This window comes from Cellulomonas fengjieae (assembly GCF_018388465.1).
Lineage (GTDB): Bacteria > Actinomycetota > Actinomycetes > Actinomycetales > Cellulomonadaceae > Cellulomonas > Cellulomonas fengjieae.
In genome coordinates this window covers 3,397,882-3,414,019 of record NZ_CP074404.1, presented here as the reverse complement: position 1 = coordinate 3,414,019, position 16,138 = coordinate 3,397,882, and the positions used below count along the sequence as shown (strand labels likewise).

At 73.2% G+C, this 16,138-nt stretch carries 15 protein-coding genes, 1 tRNA gene and 1 other RNA gene; 9 read left to right on the top strand and 8 right to left on the bottom strand.

The features are described from left to right. Positions 1-135 precede the first annotated feature (135 nt). Entirely contained in the window at positions 136-2,778 is a 2,643-nt protein-coding gene (locus tag KG102_RS15765; RefSeq protein ID WP_208288143.1) for a rhamnogalacturonan lyase, read from the top strand. Positions 2,779-2,922: 144 nt separating this feature from the next. Here KG102_RS15765 and KG102_RS15760 read toward each other — a convergent pair whose 3' ends face one another. After that, positions 2,923-3,996, bottom strand: a complete 1,074-nt coding sequence (locus KG102_RS15760) for a fatty acid desaturase family protein (RefSeq protein ID WP_208212867.1) — start codon at positions 3,994-3,996, stop codon at positions 2,923-2,925. 123 nt (positions 3,997-4,119) lie between these two features. Then, positions 4,120-4,323 carry a cold-shock protein gene (locus tag KG102_RS15755; RefSeq protein WP_028049733.1) on the bottom strand — a complete coding sequence of 68 codons (204 nt, stop codon included), beginning with the start codon at positions 4,321-4,323 and terminating at the stop codon, positions 4,120-4,122. A gap of 243 nt (positions 4,324-4,566) precedes the next feature. On the opposite strand from KG102_RS15755, the gene KG102_RS15750 reads away from it, so the two are divergent. Genes KG102_RS15750 through KG102_RS15735 form a run of 4 tightly spaced genes read left to right on the top strand, consistent with a single transcriptional unit; the run spans position 4,567 to position 8,092 of the window. Continuing rightward, positions 4,567-4,971, top strand: coding sequence for a YchJ family protein (locus tag KG102_RS15750; protein WP_208288144.1), 405 nt, complete (start codon positions 4,567-4,569; stop codon positions 4,969-4,971). A gap of 36 nt (positions 4,972-5,007) precedes the next feature. Then, entirely contained in the window at positions 5,008-6,525 is a 1,518-nt protein-coding gene (locus KG102_RS15745) for an ATP-dependent DNA ligase (protein WP_208288145.1), read from the top strand. Between the two features lie 29 nt (positions 6,526-6,554). Further along, entirely contained in the window at positions 6,555-6,875 is a 321-nt protein-coding gene (locus KG102_RS15740) for a DUF2314 domain-containing protein (protein WP_208288146.1), read from the top strand. Next, positions 6,872-8,092 (top strand): BaiN/RdsA family NAD(P)/FAD-dependent oxidoreductase, encoded by a 1,221-nt coding sequence (locus KG102_RS15735; protein WP_208288147.1) that lies wholly within the window; start codon positions 6,872-6,874, stop codon positions 8,090-8,092. Before KG102_RS15740 ends, KG102_RS15735 begins: the two co-directional genes overlap by 4 nt. Positions 8,093-8,094: 2 nt before the next feature. Here KG102_RS15735 and KG102_RS15730 read toward each other — a convergent pair whose 3' ends face one another. Together KG102_RS15730 and KG102_RS15725 are read right to left on the bottom strand one after the other, a co-directional pair. Beyond that, complete coding sequence (locus KG102_RS15730) at positions 8,095-8,532, bottom strand: hypothetical protein (RefSeq protein WP_208288148.1); 438 nt, start codon at positions 8,530-8,532, stop codon at positions 8,095-8,097. A gap of 69 nt (positions 8,533-8,601) precedes the next feature. Then, positions 8,602-9,369: a hypothetical protein gene (locus tag KG102_RS15725; protein ID WP_208288149.1), complete on the bottom strand. Its 768-nt coding sequence runs from the start codon at positions 9,367-9,369 to the stop codon at positions 8,602-8,604. A gap of 215 nt (positions 9,370-9,584) precedes the next feature. Here KG102_RS15725 and KG102_RS15720 point away from each other — a divergent pair, with 215 nt between their 5' ends. Continuing rightward, positions 9,585-10,904 carry a hypothetical protein gene (locus tag KG102_RS15720; RefSeq protein WP_208288150.1) on the top strand — a complete coding sequence of 440 codons (1,320 nt, stop codon included), beginning with the start codon at positions 9,585-9,587 and terminating at the stop codon, positions 10,902-10,904. A gap of 86 nt (positions 10,905-10,990) precedes the next feature. Here the strand turns inward: KG102_RS15720 and KG102_RS15715 are convergent. The 4 genes from KG102_RS15715 to KG102_RS15700 form a co-directional block, all read right to left on the bottom strand. Beyond that, positions 10,991-11,075: transfer RNA gene (locus KG102_RS15715), tRNA-Ser, on the bottom strand. Between the two features lie 59 nt (positions 11,076-11,134). Continuing rightward, positions 11,135-11,545: a tRNA (N6-threonylcarbamoyladenosine(37)-N6)-methyltransferase TrmO gene (gene tsaA, locus KG102_RS15710; protein ID WP_208288151.1), complete on the bottom strand. Its 411-nt coding sequence runs from the start codon at positions 11,543-11,545 to the stop codon at positions 11,135-11,137. A 13-nt stretch (positions 11,546-11,558) separates the two neighbouring features. Further along, positions 11,559-13,133, bottom strand: a complete 1,575-nt coding sequence (locus KG102_RS15705; RefSeq protein ID WP_208288152.1) for a PH domain-containing protein — start codon at positions 13,131-13,133, stop codon at positions 11,559-11,561. Then, complete coding sequence (locus KG102_RS15700) at positions 13,130-13,627, bottom strand: PH domain-containing protein (RefSeq protein ID WP_208212857.1); 498 nt, start codon at positions 13,625-13,627, stop codon at positions 13,130-13,132. Before KG102_RS15700 ends, KG102_RS15705 begins: the two co-directional genes overlap by 4 nt. An 83-nt stretch (positions 13,628-13,710) precedes the next feature. Here KG102_RS15700 and ffs point away from each other — a divergent pair. From ffs to KG102_RS15685, 3 genes are all read left to right on the top strand, one after another. Then, positions 13,711-13,807, top strand: an RNA gene (gene ffs, locus KG102_RS15695) — signal recognition particle sRNA small type. Between the two features lie 128 nt (positions 13,808-13,935). After that, entirely contained in the window at positions 13,936-14,622 is a 687-nt protein-coding gene (locus tag KG102_RS15690) for an ABC transporter ATP-binding protein (protein WP_208288153.1), read from the top strand. After that, on the top strand, positions 14,619-15,971 hold the full coding sequence (locus KG102_RS15685) for an FtsX-like permease family protein (protein ID WP_208288154.1): 1,353 nt from the start codon (positions 14,619-14,621) through the stop codon (positions 15,969-15,971). The genes KG102_RS15690 and KG102_RS15685 overlap by 4 nt, the downstream gene beginning before the upstream one ends. Positions 15,972-16,138: the final 167 nt, after the last annotated feature.

The following is a 16,138-nucleotide window of genomic DNA, read 5'->3' as shown; positions in this document are numbered from 1 at the left end:
GTCACGGGACCTGTTGACTCGCCGGGACCAGGCGATACGTTCGTGCAGGTCGGGGTCAACGGTGCCCCCGACCTTCCTCGTCGGCGGGCAGCTCTCTCCTCCGGGGTACGGCTGGCGTATTGAAAGGATTCAATGATGAGTCTGATCCAACACCGAGGGCCCGCGCCCTCCCGGGGGCGCACGGCCAGGGCCGGCGCCCGCGGCCGCACGGTCGTCGCGATCGCCGGCTCCGTCGCCCTCGTCGGCACGCTGGCCGCGGTCCCCGCATCAGCGGCCCCGGTGGCGACCCAGACCGCGACCGTCGGGCACGGTCCGTCGCGCGGCCCGGACGGGCTGACGCTCGAGCGGCTCGACCGCGGGCTCGTCGCCGCGACCACCCCCGAGGGCGTGTTCCTGTCCTGGCGGCTGCTCGCCACGGAGGTCACCGGCGCCACGGCGACCGGCCTGACCGGCCCCGACTTCGCGGTCTACCGCGACGGCGTCCGCCTCGGCACGGTCAGCGACTCGACGAACTTCGTCGACCCCGCGGGCACCGCGACGTCCCGCTACCGGGTCGCCGCCGTGGTCGACGGGGTCGAGGTGGACGGCGCGGAGGCCACGCCGTGGGCGCAGGCGTCCGTCGACATCCCGCTGCGCAAGCCGGCCGACGGCGTCACCCCCGTGGGCGAGGCGTACACCTACTCGGCCAACGACATGTCCGTGGGCGACGTCGACGGCGACGGCCAGTACGAGTACATCGTCAAGTGGGACCCGTCGAACTCCAAGGACGTCAGCCAGGTCGGCTACACCGGCAACGTGTTCGTCGACGCGTACGAGCAGGACGGCCGGCACCTGTGGCGGATCGACCTGGGCGTGAACGTCCGCGCAGGCGCGCACTACACGCAGTTCCCCGTCTACGACTACGACGGGGACGGCAAGGCCGAGCTCATGATGAAGACGGCACCGGGCACCCGGATCACGCAGTACGCGGCCGACGGCTCCGTGGCCGGTGAGCGGTACGTGACGCTGCCCAAGCGCGACCGGGCCGCGGGCGTCACCGACACCACCGACTACCGGCTGAGCAAGGAGGGCTACTTCGAGCACCTCGTGACGCTGCTCCAGGGCTGGAGCAGCCACCCCGAGGTGGTCGCCGGCCGGTGGCCGGCCACGGTGGAGGCGGCGCTGGGCATCGCGCCGCAGTACGCCTACCCGCTGTCCCGCGAGGACGCGACGGCGCTGGCGAACTACTTCGTCGACGTCTACGCCCCCGCCCGCAGCGCGCGCAACGTCCTGCGCAACTTCGAGGGCTTCATCCTCGACGGGCCCGAGTACCTGACGGTCTTCGCCGGCGCCACGGGCAAGGAGCTGCAGACGATCGACTACAAGCCGGGCCGCGGCGACGACGGTCTCCTGTGGGGCGACTACGCGATGTCGCGCATCGAGCCGGGCAACCGCGTCGACCGCTTCCTGTCGGGCGTCGCGTACCTCGACGGGGCGACCCCGTCGGCGATCTTCGCGCGCGGCTACTACACACGCACGACGATCGTCGCGTACGACTGGGACGGCAAGAAGCTCAAGGAGCGCTGGTACGTCGACTCCGGGCACGTGCCCCTGACCAACCCGTTCAACGACGGCCCGCACGGCCGTGACGGCACCGACCCCGTCTACGGGAAGCTCACCACGCAGGGCTTCCACTCCCTGTCCGCTGCCGACGTGGATGCCGACGGCAAGCAGGAGATCGTCTACGGCGCCGCGACGATCGACGACGACGGCTCGGTCCTCTACTCGTCGTTCGGCACGCTCCCGGCCGGCAGCGCGTCACCCGGCGAGGTGGTCCGCCTCGGTCACGGCGACGCGATGCACGTGACGGACATCGATCCCGACCGCCCTGGCCTGGAGATCTACACCGCGCACGAGGGCGGCACGTTCGCCCCGTACGGCATGGCACTGCGGGACGCGGCGACGGGTGACGTCCTGTTCGGCGTGTACTCCGGCAGGGACACGGGCCGCTCCATGGTCGGTGACGTCCTGCCGTCCCTGCGCGGCCTCGAGCTCTGGGCCAGCCTGCCCGGCGGCACCGACTCGCTCGGGCTGTACTCGGCGCAGGGCGTCGTGACGCCGGGGCCCATCCCCGGGACCAACCAGAGCATCCGCTGGCTGCCCGACGGCACCACGCAGATCGTCAACGGATCGGCGGCGCAGGACGTGACGATCGACGACTGGACCCGCGGCCGCCAGCTCACGGCCACGGGGACGCGGGCGAACAACGGCACCAAGGGCAACCCGGCGCTCGTCGCGGACGTCCTGGGCGACTCGCGCGAGGAGCTGCTGGTCCGCACCGAGGACTCGTCGGCGATCCGGCTGTTCACCGGCACTGCGCTGAGCCACACCAAGATGTACACGCTCATGCACGACCCGCAGTACCGCGTCGAGGTCGCCCGTCAGCAGACGACCTACAACCAGCCGTCGTACGTGGGCTTCTACCTGGCGTCGGACACGAACTACACACAGGTTCCCGTTCCCTCGTTCTACGCGCCGGGCAGCATCGACGCCCTGCGTGACGCGACCAGGGCGCAGATCGCGGCGGGTGCGGTCAAGGGCCTGGCGGCCGCGGGGCTGCTCGCCGCGGTCGAGGTGGCCGACAAGGCGGCGGACGCGGGCAACGAGAAGCTCGCGGTGAAGTCGCTCAGGGGCTACGTCGAGCTGCTCACCCCGCGCACGCGGTGGTCGACGGTGACGCCGGCCGCCCGGGCGGCCCTCGGCTACCAGGCCCAGCAGGTGATCTCGATGCTCGACTGACCGCACTGACGCGCAGGGGGCGGGGCCACGCGGCCCTGCCCCTTGCGCGTGCCCCGACCCAGGGGAACCGTGCGCAGCGACGGGGAACGACGAAGCCCCCGCCGTCCGGTGTGGACGACGGGGGCTCGCGGTCGGTGCGGTGCGTCAGACGCGGTACATCGCCGTCATCGGGCAGTTGAACGGGTCGCGGTCGGGCTTACCGACGGTGTTCAGGTACTTCACGATGATCGCGTACGACTTCGGCAGGGAGACCTGCACGTACGGGATGTTGTGCTCGCGGCAGTACGCCTCGACGATCGGCTTGGCGCGACGCAGCGACGCGCGGGGCATCGACGGGAAGAGGTGGTGCTCGACCTGGTGGTTGAGCCCGCCCATCAGCACGTCGACCCACTTGCCGCCGCCGATGTTGCGGCTGGTCAGCACCTGGCGACGCAGGAAGTCGAGGCGCGAGTCCTTGGGGATCAGCGGCATGCCCTTGTGGTTCGGGGCGAACGACGCGCCCATGTAGAACCCGAAGACGCCCATCTGCACCGCGAGGAAGACGAGCGCGATCGGCCAGGACATCGACAGGAACACCAGCGCGGTGCCACCGCCGAGGCGGATCGTCATCATGACGATCTCCGCGGCGCGGTGCTCGAGCTTGTCGCGGGACGAGAGCCGCTTGATCGCGGCGACGTGCAGGGCGACACCCTCGAGGAAGAGGAGGGGGAAGAAGAACCAGCCCTGGTGGTTCAGGTACCAGACCGACAGCTTCGACGTCCGCTTCGCGGCCTGGGCGGGGGTGAAGGCCAGCGCCTCGATCTCGATGTCGGGGTCGGTGTCGATCTTGTTCGGGTTGGCGTGGTGGCGCGTGTGCTTGCGCTGCCACCAGCCGTAGCTGAGGCCGACGAACAGGTCGGCGAGGACCAGCGAGGTCCAGTTGTTGGCGCGGCCGTCCGAGAAGATCTGGCGGTGCGCGGCGTCGTGGCCGAGGAAGGCGATCTGCGTGAGGATCACGGCGGCGGCGAAGGCGACAGCGATCTGCCACCAGGAGTCACCGACCAGGATGATCGTCGCGATCAGGCCGAGCACGGCGAGCACGGCGGCGGTCAGGCGCACGGCGTAGTGCGCGGGGCGGCGCCTCATCAGGCCGGCGGCCTGGACCGTGCGGGTCAGCTCGGTGAAGTCGCTGACCGCGCGATCACGGGGCCGGGTGGGGGTTGCGGTGGTTGCGCTCATAGATCCGTCCAGTCGTCGAGTGGCGCATGGTCGGGCAAGTACACACCATCGTCGAGCGCCCCGCTGATGATGCGACAAGACCCCGGCCGATCGGCCGGGGTCTTGTGCTGAGAGCTATGAAGCTCAGAGGGGCGTGATGTTCGACGCCTGCGGGCCCTTCGGGCCCTGCGTGACCTCGAACTGAACCTTCTGGTTCTCCTCGAGCGTGCGGTAGCCGCTCGTCGTGATCGCGGAGTAGTGCGCGAAGACGTCGGGTCCGCCGTCCTCGGGGGCGATGAAGCCGAAGCCCTTCTCAGCGTTGAACCACTTAACGGTGCCAACAGGCATGGTGTTCTCTTCTCTCACGTGCGGTATGGACAACTCCCGGGTGACCGGGACCGGTATTCACGGTGTTCGTCGTCCGTCTCCGAGGTGGTCCTCGAGAACGTCCTGCCAAGTCTCCTCGGCCGTCATGACAAGCGATTCACTGCGACTACTGGGACAACCGTACGGCACTATGGGCTGAACCGGTAAGTGGAACGCGGATCGGTCTGCTCACACTGCCCCGTCGCGGGCCTGGGAGGCGGGATCGTGGAGCTCGATGACCGTTGCCCGTGCGGCACGGGGGAGACCTACGGCGAGTGCTGCGGCCGCTACCTGACGGACGGCCGACGAGCTCCCACGGCCGAGGCGCTCATGCGCTCGCGGTACACCGCCTTCGCGACGGGGGCCGGCCACTACCTGCTGGCCACCTGGCACCCGAGCACGCGCCCGGACGTCCTGGAGCTCGACGAGGCGACGGTCTGGCGCCGGCTGGACGTGCTGGGCACCGATGCCGGCGGTCCGTGGGACGACGCCGGCACGGTGGAGTTCGTCGCGCACTACCGGGTCGACGACGGCACGGGCGACGGCCGGCCCGGCCGCCTGCACGAGACCAGCCGGTTCGTGCGCGAGGACGGTCGCTGGCTCTACGTGGACGGCAGCATCCGCCCCTGACCGGCGGATGTGGGTTCCGGGCGCGAGGATGCAGGGATGCTGCTGGCTGACCTCGCGACGACGTCGTCCGCGTTGGCGACCACACGCTCCCGCCTCGCCAAGCGCGCGCTGCTGGTCGACCTGCTGCGGCGGACCCCGCCGCAGGACGTCGGGATCGTGTCCCGCTACCTCGGCGGACAGCTGCGGCAGCGGCGCACCGGGCTGGGATGGCGCTCCCTGACGACGCTGCCGGGCCCGGCCGTCGAGCCCACGCTCACCGTGGCCGGCGTCGACGCCGCCTTCGAGGAGATGTCCCACCTGGAGGGTCCGGGCTCCGTCCTGCGCCGCAACGCGATCGCCGCGGACCTGTTCGGGGCGGCCACCGGGGACGAGCAGCGCCTCCTGGCAGGGCTCGTCACCGGCGAGCTGCGGCAGGGGTCGCTGGACGCGTTGCTGCTGGACGCCGTGGCAGAGGCCGCAGGAGTGGCGCCGGACGTGGTCCGTCGCGCGGCGATGCTGGCCGGCGACACCGAGCCGGTCGCGGTCGCCGCGCTGACCTCGGACGATCCCGCCGGGGCCCTCGCGGCGTTCACGCTCGTGGTGGGCCGACCGGTCCGACCCATGCTGGCGCAGTCCGCCCCCGACGTCGACGGCGCCTGGGCGGCCCTCGGTCCCGGCCCGGTGGTCGTCGACTCGAAGCTCGACGGCATCCGCGTCCAGGTGCATCGCCAGGGTTCCGACGTGCGGGTGTTCACCCGCAGCCTCGACGACATCACCGACCGGGTGCCGGAGATCGTCGCGGTCGTCCGGGCGATGCCCGCGTCGGCACTGGTGCTCGACGGTGAGGCACTCGCCGTCGGTCCCGACGGACGCCCGCGTCCGTTCCAGGAGACCGCCGCGCGCTCGGCCACCCGGGACGCCGAGCTGGCGGCCGTCACCACGCTGACCCCCTTCTTCTTCGACTGCTTGCACGTCGACGGCGTGGACCTGCTCGACGCCCCGCTGCGCGAGCGGCTCGACGCGCTCGACTCCGTCGCGACCACATCGGTGGTGCACCGGCTGGTCACCGCCGACGTCGCCGCCGCGCGCGACTACTTCGCCACCGTCGTCGGCGCCGGGCAGGAGGGCATCGTCATGAAGGCGGCCGACGCCCCCTACGAGGCGGGGCGACGCGGTGCCGCGTGGGTCAAGGTCAAGCCGCGCAACACCCTCGACCTCGTGGTGCTCGCCGTCGAGCGCGGCTCGGGCCGCCGCCAGGGGCTGCTGTCCAACATCCACCTGGGCGCCCGGGACGGCGACGGGTTCGTCATGCTCGGCAAGACGTTCAAGGGCATGACCGACCAGATGCTGGCCTGGCAGACCGAGCGGTTCACCGAGCTGATGACCGACGACGACGGCTGGGTGGTGACGGTCCGTCCCGAGCAGGTGGTCGAGATCGCGTTCGACGGGCTGCAGCGCTCGACGCGGTACCCCGGCGGGCTCGCGCTGCGGTTCGCGCGGGTCGTGCGCTACCGGGACGACAAGTCGGCGGCCGAGGCGGACACCATCGAGACCGTCCGGGCGCTCGCGGGCTGAGGGCGTGACGCCGTCCTAGGCTCCTGGGCGTGAACCTGTTCCGACGCACGACCCCGTGGAGCCTGGCCGACGCCGGTGCGCGGCACGCCGCGGCGCCCGACACGTTCCGGGTACCGAGCGATGCGGCGACCGCCGCCCTGGCGGTGGGCGACCGGGCGAAGCTGGTCGTCGTGCCGCGCGACGGGCTGGAGGAGCGCCTCTGGGTCCGCGTGACGCAGGTCGGGGACCCGGAGCTCGAGGGCGTCCTGAGCAGCGACCCGGTCGAGCTACGAGGGCTGCGCGCCGGCGACACGGTGCGGTTCGAGCGGCGGCACGTCGTGGCGATCACCCCTGCGGTGCCCCCCTCGTGAGCTCTGCCGTCGTCATCGGGGGCGGTCCCGCGGGGCTGATCGCCGCCGAGGAGATGGCCCGGGCCGGGGTCGCGGTGACCGTCTACGACCGCATGCCGTCGGTCGGTCGCAAGTTCCTCCTGGCGGGTCACGGCGGGCTCAACCTCACGCACACCGAGGACCGCGCGGCCTTCCTGGCGCGGTACGGCCGCTCGGCGGACGTGCTGGCGCCGATGCTCGACGTCTTCGGGCCGCAGGAGCTGCGCGACTGGTGCGCGAGCCTGGGCGAGCCGACGTTCGTCGGGTCCAGCGGTCGGGTGTTCCCGCGCTCGTTCCGGGCGACGCCGCTGGTCCGGGCGTGGCTGGCCCGACTGGCGGACCTCGGCGTGCGGATCGAGCGCAGGACGCGGTGGACCGGCTGGACGGACGCGGGCCTGGCGCTGGCCCGCGCCGACGGGGGACCGATGGAGGTGACCGGTGATGTGGTCGTCTTCACGCTCGGCGGGGCGTCGTGGCCCCGGCTCGGGTCCGACGGCGGCTGGGTCGACCCGTTCACCGACCGTGGTGTGGCGGTCACGCCCTTGCGCCCGGCGAACGTGGGGGTGCGCGTCCGCTGGAGCGGGGTGTTCGCGGACCGGTTCGAGGGGACGCCCCTGAAGAATGTCGGGCTGAGCGTCCGCGGGCGTCCCGGCGCCACGTCGCACGGCGACGCGATGGTGACGCGGACGGGCATCGAGGGCGGACCGGTCTACGCGATCGGCGCCGCGATCCGCGACGGGCTCGACGCCGACGGCCGGTGCGTCCTCGAGGTCGACCTGCGTCCGACGCTGACCGTGGACCAGCTCGCCGAGCGGTTGGAGCGACGCCGTCCCAAGGACTCGGCGTCGAACTGGCTGCGCCGCTCGCTGGGCCTGGACCCGGTCGGGATCGGGCTGCTGCGCGAGTCGGGCGCGCTGCCGACCGACCCGACGCAGACCGCGCGGCTGGTCAAGGCCGTGCCGGTGGTGGCGACCGGCACGATGCCCCTCGAGCGGGCGATCTCGACCGCCGGCGGCATCGCGTGGTCCGAGGTCGACGATGCGCTCATGCTGCGCCGGCTGCCCGGCACGTTCGTCGCGGGCGAGATGCTCGACTGGGAGGCGCCCACGGGGGGTTACCTGCTGCAGGCGTCGTTCAGCACCGGCGTGGTCGCGGCGCGCGGTGCGTTGGCGTGGCTGCAGCGCGACCCGACCGGCTGAGGTCAGCCGCAGTCGTCGCAGACACCCGTGGCCGGGAGCGTCATGGAGCAGGTCGGGCAGATCGCCGACGGCGCCTCACGGACCACCGGCTTGCGTGCGACCGGGGTGCGGGGTGCCCGGGGAGCGCGCGGTGCACGCACCGGTGCCGCACGGACCGCGGCCGCCGGCACGGACACCTCGAAGCCCCGCCTGCGCACCAGCGCGGCCACGCCGTCCATGCCGTCGCTGAACTCCTCGGCCGGCGCGAGCCGACCGGTGGCGAAGCGGTGGGCGACGCCGACGACGGCCCGCAGGTCGTAGCTGCGGCCCTCGTGGACGAGCGTGTAGTCCGGGGACGGCGCGAAGCCGTAGATGTCGAGGAACGCGTCACGGCCGCGGGAGTCGTAGTCCTCGATCGCTTGGAGGAGGTGACGGGTCGAGAGGGAGGAGAACGTGGCCACGACAAGGGAGCGTACGTCGCTCGGACGGCGCTCCCGCGCCTCGGGCTCGGGCCCGGCCGGCCGATCGGGCTACGACCTGGGCCGACGCCGTCCTGAGCTCGCGCGCCTCGGTGCCGGCAGGTCCGGGACCGTGCGCGAGAGAGCGACGAGCCGGTGGACGGTGTACCCCGCCAGGCCGAGGCCGACCACCGAGAATGCCACGATGCCCACGACGTTCGTCACGGGCCAGGTGAACGCCACGACCGCGACGAGGTAGCCGAGCCCGAGCCAGAAGCACGACAGGATCATCGCGAAGGAGGGCTTCCACCCCATGGCGTAGGCCTTCGTCAGTGCGTCGGTCAGCCGGCTGCGACGGATGGGCAGCAGCGACAGGGCGGTCTGCGACACCGTGGGCGGACCGATCGCGTCGTCGGTCGTGGAGGTGCCCGACAGCGGCTCGCCTGCGTAGCTCGGGTGCAGCGACCGGGCGACGTACACGAACGCCAGCGCGGCGAGCGGCCACGAGGTCAACGGGAGCATCGCGACGACCCAGCCGAAGATGGCCGCCAGCACCGGACCCAGCAGGACCACGACGGCGACCAGCTGCAACGGGTTCTCCGTCAGGTTCACGATGCCCTCGGCGGCGGACAGGGGCGAGTCCGCCAGCCCGACCGGACGACGATCGGAGAGGGCGACGGGCAGCGCCGCGGCGAGCGCCAGGATGACGAGCCAGAGCACGGTCCAGATCATGCCCACGGCGAGGTAGCCGAACGGTCGCAGGATCAGCCGGGACGTCGGCAGCCGCCTGATCGCAGGCTGGGCGGAACCGCCTGGACGTGCGCGAGGCTCGGGTGCCACGGGACTCCTCGGTCGGGGGGTGCAACGGCTCGCGCGCAGCGAACACGCACGTCACAGGCGCAAAGTGGGGGGAGCGGCACACCGTAGCCGCGTGGTGCCGATTCGGCGGGACGCGTTGCGCGCGCCTGCGGGTGCACACGTGCGGTCGGCGTAGGTTCACCCTGGCGCAGCGGTAGGTCCCTGCGCCGATCCGATCCGATCCGTGGAGGAACACCGTGATCCGCCGTGCCGGCCTCGTCCTCGCTCTCCTCATCGGCTTGACCGGTGTGACCGCCTGCGGGTCGGTCGATGCGGGCTCCGAGGCCGGCGACCAGTTCGAGGAGTGGATGGCCGGCACGGAGCACGTCGAGGGCTTCGACATGCGGTCCAACAACGACCTCCCGTGGGTGGGCACCCTCTGGGCCGGTGTCGTCGTCGATCCCGATGCGACGATCGAGCAGATGGTCGAGGTCGCGCGCCGCGCCACGAGCTTCGAGTCCCGTGCCGCCGCGACCTTCTCGATCGGATACACCCGGGGTGACTTCACCACCCGCTTCCCCGTGTTCCCGGACGCCGCCGCCGCCAACCGCGCGATGATCACGCTCGCCCACGACGTCGACCGCAGCACCGCGGCGACGGAGCTCTATGTGGGCGAGGCCTCCCGCGCGGACGACGCCGACGTCATGGTCACGAGCCCGGACGTCCTCGCCGACTTCGACGGGCTGCGCACCAGGCTCTCCGCGAAGGGGCTGCGCGCCGGGGACGTGCTGGCAGTGCGGGACGTCGACGGGGCCTTCTCGATCACCGCGGACCGCAGCACGGGAGCGGCCGCAGCGCGCGCGGCGTACGAGGCGGTGCTCGCCGCGTACCCCGTCACCGAGGCGCATCTGACCGACACCGGCCTGGACCTGCGCGTGGACGTCGCCGAGACGCCCGCCGTCCTGGCGCTCGCCCAGCAGGCCGCGCCCGGCATCTCCGTGAGCGTGCAGTTCGGGGTGGTCACCAAGACCGGCACCGGCGACTACACCGCCGCCGACGCCCTGGTGGCCGAGCTGTCGGCCGCGGGGCCGGTGCTCGGTGCGGTGCTCTCCCCGGAGCTGGCCAGGGTCACCGTGCCCGACCTCGCGACGGCGTGGGCGATGTTCGCCGCCGTCGGCGACGGCCCGCTGTACGACGGGGTGATCCTGCGGATCGAGACGGCCGACGAGCAGTTCAGCATCTCGTCCAGCGCCGAGCCGTTGACCGCCTACCGACCCGTCCTCGACGCGCTGTCCGCACCGGCGTGGGCCGCTCTGCTCACGGCCGTGGACCTCGACGCGAACGCGCTCGACGTGCGCACGCAGGACCTCACCGACGCGCAGGTCGGCGACCTCGCCCGCGCACTGGCGAGCACCCCGGCCGGCACCGTGATCGAGGTGCGCCCCGGGTCCGGCATCGGCTTCCGGTTCGTCGCCACCGCGGGTCTGACCGCGGCGGCGCTCGACCCGTTCGGCGACCCGTCGGCCGAGGAGGCCGACACCCTGGCCGCGTTCGTCAGCGGCTGGAACGCCGCCTAGCGGGTGCTGACTTCGTCGTGCGAAGGATGCTGCGACGACGAAGGGCCCGTCACCCACATCGCTGCGGTGACGGGCCCTTCGGTGCGCGGAGGATGGGGGATTCGAACCCCCGAGGGCTTTCACCCAACACGCTTTCCAAGCGTGCGCCATAGGCCACTAGGCGAATCCTCCCGGCCGACAGAGGATACCCGACCGCGGCGGCCGGGCCGAATCGCCCCCGACCGCGGGGCTCACCGGTCCTCGACGGACCCCAGCACGGGCTTGATGTCGACCACCGGTGTCCCGTCGACCGCTTCGCAGCCCGACACGTGCACGTGCAGCCCGTCGACGTCGAGGACGCGGACCCGGTGCAGGCCGATCGGGTTCGGCCGGTCGGGGGAGCGCGTCGCGAACACGCCGGTCGACGGCCGGGTCACGTCGCCGCGCGGGTGCACGGCGAGCGTCGTGCGGTCGGCGAGGTGCAGCCAGGTGAGCAGCAGGAGCTCGTCGCCCGCGCGCAGGTCGGCCGCGGCTGCGGCGACCGCGGGGACCAGGTCGATCACGACGTCGGGCGCGCCCTCGTCCCCCTGGCGGACCGCGTCGGCGCGGTCGGCGACCGGGCTGCGCACCCAGCCGACGGGGTGGAGGTCGGCACCGTCCATCCCGCGAGCGTAGTCAGACACCCAGCGCCCGGGCGTCGGCCGGTGCCGGCGACGCGATGCCCGGCTCGGCGGTGAGCGCCGCGGCGAGCGCGGTGGCGTCGCCGACCGCCACGTCGACCGCGCGGTAGGCCTGCTCCCCGGCGGCCGTCGTCGCGACCAGGTGGGCGAGCCCGAGCCAGCGCTGCACCGGGCTCTGGGTGACGGTCGCCCCGGAGATCCCGCGGACCTCGAGCGCATCCGTGCGGCGGAGCACGACCCCGCGTTGCAGGTAGAGGCGGTCGTCGACCAGGGCGTGCCCCAGCGCGCGGTACGCCGCGCGTCCGGCGAGCACGCACAGCGGCAGCAGCGCGACGGGCACCGCGAGCAGCCACCCGGACCAGCCGCCGAGCGTGACGCCGAGCGCGAGCAGGCCCGCGACGACGGCGTCGGCGATCAGCCAGCGGGCCACCGCCCGCCGACGAGCGGCCGGCGGGTGGGTGACGAGCCGGACGGCGCCGTCCTCGAGCGGCTGCAGGACGGGAGCGCCGAGCAGCGTGTCGGCGAGGCGGACGGCCTCCTCGCGCGTCGTCGTGGGCAGCAGCGCGGCGGCCTCGCGCATCTCCTGGCTCAGGCTGACGCCCGTCATCACCGGGCGGGCCAGCGCGCCGCCGAGCAGGCGGACGATCGGGGAGCTCGTGAGCGTGACGCCGCGCATCCGCGCCGGGTCGGCGGTGAACGAGCGCGTGGTGAGCAGCCCGCGCGTCGCCACGAACGTGCCACCCGGCTCGCGCACGAGCCGGTAGCCCCACCAGCCGGTCACGAACGTCACGGCCCCCGCGAGCGCGCCCACCAGCAGGAACACCACCAGGGCGACGGCGGCGGCGAACGTCCCGAGGGCCACCCACGCCGCGGCCACCCCACCGGTGAGCCAGTCCGCACGCCCGACCAGCGACGCCATGCCGAACAGCGTCCCGCCGACCGACACGGAGCCGAGCACGAGCCACAGCCCCGACATCGCGTAGACGATCCACCCCCAGCGCAGGCCGGCGACCGTGTCGTCCGCCGGCGCGGTGTCGTCGGCCGCCGAGGGTTCGGGGTCGTCGGTGGGGACCCGCGTCTCCCGCAGGAGGCGCGAGCGCAACGACGCGGCGACGGGTTCCCGGAGCCCGCCCAGCGACACCCCCGTGCTGGTGTCCGTCATCCGGTTGCTGCCGGTGCCGACGGTCAGGACGGCCAGGCCGAGGAGCCGGTGCAGGAGGGGGGCCGTGATGTCGACGGTCCGGATCCGGTGCAGGGGCACGGTGTGCGCGCTCCGCACGAGCAGGCCCTTGCGCACCTGCAGCTCGCTCGGCGTGATCCGGTACCGGATCTTGAGGAACTTCAGCGCCTCGTTGGCGGGGTGGACCAGCGCGACGGCCGCGAGGGCGGCCACGGTCACCCGCGCGGCGACGTCGTCCTGGTCGAAGAGCCACCACGCGATCGCGGCGGGGGCGAGCCGGACCAGACCGCTGAGGAACGCCGCCAGCACGATCCGCGCGTCGAGCCGCTCCCACGGCACGTCGCTCACCGGTGTCGCCTCGGGTGTCGCGTCGTCGGCCGGTGTGCTCACGTCGCGTCGCCCCGGGTGTGCTCGGTGGCCGTCGTGAGCGCCGCGACGAGCTCGTCGGCCACCGCTGCGTCGAGGCCCTGGATGACGATCGCGCCCTGCGCCGACGCCGTCGTCACCGACACCGCCGCGAGGCCGAACGCCTGGTGCAGCGGGTTGCGCGTGGCCTCCACGGTCTGCACCCGGGACAGGGGGGCGATCCGCCACTGCCGGCCCCACCACCCGGTCCGGGAGTACACGGCCGTCTCGGTCGCCTCCCAGCGGTGCGTCCGGTACCGCAACCACGGGGCGACGACGACCCGGGGGAGCACGAGGAGCACGACCACGGCGCCAATGCCGAGGAACCAGGGGCGGGCTGCTTCCCACAGCAGGGCGGGCACCACCGCCGCGACGACGACCACGACCAGCGTGATCAGGGCCGACGTGAACCAGTAGCGCACCGCTCGCGGGTCGACCTGGTGTCGGGGCGGGCGAGGTGTCGTGCCGGGCGTCGTCATCGAGGTCCCTTCGTCGGTGCCGGGGACGCCAGGGTAGGGCCGGCCGGTTTCGGGACACGCGCACCCCTGGGCTAGTCTCTTTTCCAGACCCCTCGTACGGCGTCATCTCGCTGAACTCCCCCAGGGCCGGAAGGCAGCAAGGGCAGGTGAGCTCTGGCGGGTGTGCGGGGGGTCCTCTCATGTCCTCGTCCGCAGGTCCCGGTCCGCCGACGGGCGGACGCGCGTCCCACCCTGGGCGCACACCGGGCCGTGCTGCGGGGGACCCCGGGCCGACGCGGCCCACGTGACGTCGTCGGCAGCCTGGACGCATGATCCCCGCGACCCCACGCCTGTCCGCCCGCGGCCTCGCCAAGCAGTTCGGACCCACCGTCGCGCTCGCGGGCGTGGACGTCGACCTCGCCGACGGGGAGTCGCTCGCCGTCATGGGCCCGTCGGGCTCCGGCAAGTCCACGCTCCTGCACTGCCTGGCCGGCATCCTGCCTGCCGATGCGGGCACCGTCGCACTCGACGGCCAGGAGGTGGGTCGGCTGTCCGACCGCGAGCGCTCGCTGCTGCGCCGCCGGCGCTACGGGTTCGTCTTCCAGTTCGGCCAGCTGCTCTCCGAGCTGCCGGCGATCGAGAACGTGGCCCTGCCATCGATGCTGCTGGGCACCCCGCGGCGTGAGGCCACCGAGCTCGCGGGGCGGTGGCTGGTCTCCCTCGGCCTGGCCGGCATGGAGTGGCGTCGGCCCGGCGAGCTGTCGGGCGGTCAGGCCCAGCGCGTCGCGGTCGCGCGGGCGCTCATCACCGGTCCGGCGGTCGTGTTCGCCGATGAGCCCACCGGAGCGCTCGACCAGGCCACCGGCCACGAGGTGATGCGGATCCTCACGGAGACCACCAGGGCGGCGGGGGCGTCGCTGGTCCTGGTCACCCACGACGCGCAGGTCGCGGACTGGTGCGACCGCCGGATCGAGGTCCGTGACGGACTCGTGCGGTCGGCGGAGGGCGCCCGGTGAACGCCGTCCTCGCGCTCGCGCCCCGGTTCCAGCGCGCGGGCGGGCGCGACGCCCGGTTGACCACCTCCCTGGCGGTCACGGCGTTCGCCGTGACCACGGGCCTCACGCTCAGCGTCGTCGGCGGGCTGGTCGGCTTCACCGGCCGCGCCGGGCAGCCGCTCGAACCCGGCCGGGCCGACGACGCCCGCGTCTACGTCAGCCTGGCGTGGGTGGCCGTCGTGCTGCTCGTCGTGCCGCTGGTCACGCTGGCGGGTGCGGCCGCGCGGCTGGGCGTCGCGCGACGGGACGCCCGCCTGTCCACCCTGCGCCTGCTCGGCGCGACCCCGCGCGAGGTCGTGGGGCTGACGGTCGCCGAGACGGCGTGGCAGGGCCTGGTCGGCGCCGTGCTCGGCATCGCGCTCTACCTCGCCCTCCTGCCCGTCTGCGCCCTGCTCCCGTTCCAGGGCACCACCTTCAGCGTGGGCGAGCTCTGGGTCGGCTGGCGGGGCCTCGCGATCGCGGTGCTCGCAGTCCCCCTGCTCGGGGCCGTGTCCGCGGCCGTCTCGTTGCGGCGGGTGAGCGTGTCCCCCCTCGGCGTCGCGCGGCGGGAGACCCCGAAGAAGATGACGTGGCTGCGCGCGGTCGTCGCCGTCGTCGGCATCGGGCTCTTCATGGTGGTCACGCAGGCCGCGGGGATGCTCGGCGCCGCCGCGATCGGTGTGCTGCTCGGGGCGCTCGCCCTCGGCTTCGCCACGCTGAACGTCGTCGGTCCCTGGGTGCTCGGTCTCGTCGGGAGGGTGCAGCTGCGTCGCGCGACGACGCCGGCCCGGCTGCTCGCCGCGCGCAGGCTCCTCGACGACCCGAAGGCCGCGTGGCGGGTGGTCGGCGGGCTGGGGCTGGCCGGCTTCGTGGCCGGGGCGCTCGCCGTCCTGCCCGCGCTCGCGGCGACCGACACCGACCCGCAGGGCGCGATCCTCATGGCCGACCTGGTCACCGGCGGCATGGTCACGCTGGTGGTCGCGTTCCTCCTGGCGGCCGTCTCCGCGGGGATCGCGCAGGCCGCGGGCGTGCTGGACCGGCGTCGCGAGATCGCGCTGCAGAACCTCGCCGGGATGCCGGTCGAGCTCCACGACTCCGTGCGCCGGCGCTCGGTGCTCGTGCCGCTGCTGTTCGTCGCGGTCGGTTCCGCGGTGACCGCGCTGGTCATGTTCTTCCCGCTGTTCGGCGTGGTGGCGCTCACGTCGCCGGGCGGGCTCCTGCTGCTGTTCGGGTTCCTCACCGGGGGCTGTGCCCTGGTGTTCGCCGCGACGGAGACGTCGCGCCCGCTCTTGCGCTCGGTGCTGGCCGACACGGTGGTCCGCGCCGACTGAGCATGAGAGTTCTGTCATGGGAATGTGTGGGAGCCAACCCGTGACAAACCGGCACATCTCGCCCCACCTGCGAGGACGCCCGCCGGTGGCGTGAGACCGCTCCCAATCCCCGGACAGGCGTCCATCTCGCCATCTGAGCACGGCATGGCCCCCGACGTGCGGCATCC